The 1,382-nt window shown below is 36.8% G+C and carries 3 protein-coding genes; 2 read left to right on the forward strand and 1 reads right to left on the reverse strand.

The window, feature by feature from the left end; translation table 11 throughout:
• Together CDZ78_RS22765 and CDZ78_RS20470 are read left to right on the forward strand one after the other, a co-directional pair.
• A partial coding sequence (locus CDZ78_RS22765; protein WP_211200788.1) for a hypothetical protein occupies nt 1–182 on the forward strand: 182 nt, incomplete at its 5' end.
• A gap of 277 nt (nt 183–459) precedes the next feature.
• Complete coding sequence (locus CDZ78_RS20470) at nt 460–711, forward strand: hypothetical protein (protein ID WP_087871590.1); 252 nt, start codon at nt 460–462, stop codon at nt 709–711.
• 318 nt (nt 712–1,029) lie between these two features.
• Here the strand turns inward: CDZ78_RS20470 and CDZ78_RS20475 are convergent.
• Nucleotides 1,030–1,382 (reverse strand): ISAzo13-like element transposase-related protein (locus tag CDZ78_RS20475; protein WP_444979226.1); only part of this gene is annotated, 353 nt, incomplete at its 5' end.

The following is a 1,382-nucleotide window of genomic DNA, read 5'->3' on the forward strand; positions in this document are numbered from 1 at the left end:
TTAAGAATTCAGTAAAGCTAAACGCCATTGAAAGTAAATTAAGTAATAAAGTAACTGCTGAGCATATTTCTCTCTCTAATGAGCTGATAAGTTATTTGTTCTGTAGCCTTGTACTTGTGAATGCGGATTTAATAATATCCGAAAGTCTGTGTTCTAATGTAGTTTGTATGGAACTTGCGTAATACAGGAAGAGTAGCATACTTATTTTTCAGTATTCCGCAAACTCCATACGGACTACACTACAGTCTCGGCTTTTATTTTGTTTGATTCCTTATGACTCTTAGCCATGCATTGGAACCAGGAACAACTAGAATAATTGAGGTCAGAAATAAATTAAATGTTACACTGATTTTTCGAAAATCATTTAACAAATATGCAATATAAGTAAATAGCCCACCTCCCGAGGTTTCCGCGCATTAGTACCTGATTCAGTAAGAAAAAATTGCTCAGGTCTTTGGTGTGTTACAAAATATAAGACTTGCCCCCCTCAATCTTTCAGGTATGCTTTGTGATGAAAAGGGGCACCCATATACAATTGGTGGTATTGCCGCTTATTGTTTCTACTGGTTGCTTGTTGCAGTACCTGAATATCCATTTTTTATAGCACTCACTTTGTTACTATTACTCCTTTTTGCTTCAGTCATTTTTTCTGCGGGTTGCGTTAATTATTTTCGCAGTTTTGTATTTGGTTTTCGCCTTGAAAGTGCTTGATAGGTATTGGCCAAGCAGCAACAATCAGTAATCATGGAGCACAGAGTTGTTGGCTTCTTTGGGACTTTGCCCAGTTTTTTAGCTGTTATCCATTTTTACTTTAAATTGTTTTGGGTAGACTTTCTGGTTTTTCCGGTTTGACTCAAAGACTAATGGCGCTTAATTAAACGCCTAAATGATCTACGGTTCGTTGTTGCGTATAGCCATTTTTAAGCACTAATCTAGCCGTATCCTGTTTAAAGTCTAGTGTCTATCCAGGTTTTGCTTATTGAATTCTCGTTCCTTAGGAATAAGCACGAAACAACTTCCCGATATTAATTATTCTTGAGGAATTGCCCGGTAATTCCATTTTGGTAAATGTGTATCAAATACAATCGGCATTATTTCTTTGAAGTCAGCGGCATATTTTCGTCCTGTCTCGTATATTTTGTCGAGTATGTGAACAATTGTTGTTAGTCCTTTTGACGTTGATGTTCTAGAAATCAATGTTTTAACTGTTTCAACCGAGTCAAATACAACACCTTCACAAGCACGAGTCACATGAGGAAAAAAACGATGTTCAATGGGATTATACTTGGAGGTATAAGGAGGATAGTGGGCAATCCTAATTTCCAATCCAAGTGCATTCGCAGTCTTTTGTAAATCTTCTTTAAAAATGTAGTGCCGTGAGC

It is taken from the genome of Bathymodiolus platifrons methanotrophic gill symbiont, assembly GCF_002189065.1.
Classification (GTDB): Bacteria; Pseudomonadota; Gammaproteobacteria; order Methylococcales; family Methylomonadaceae; genus Methyloprofundus.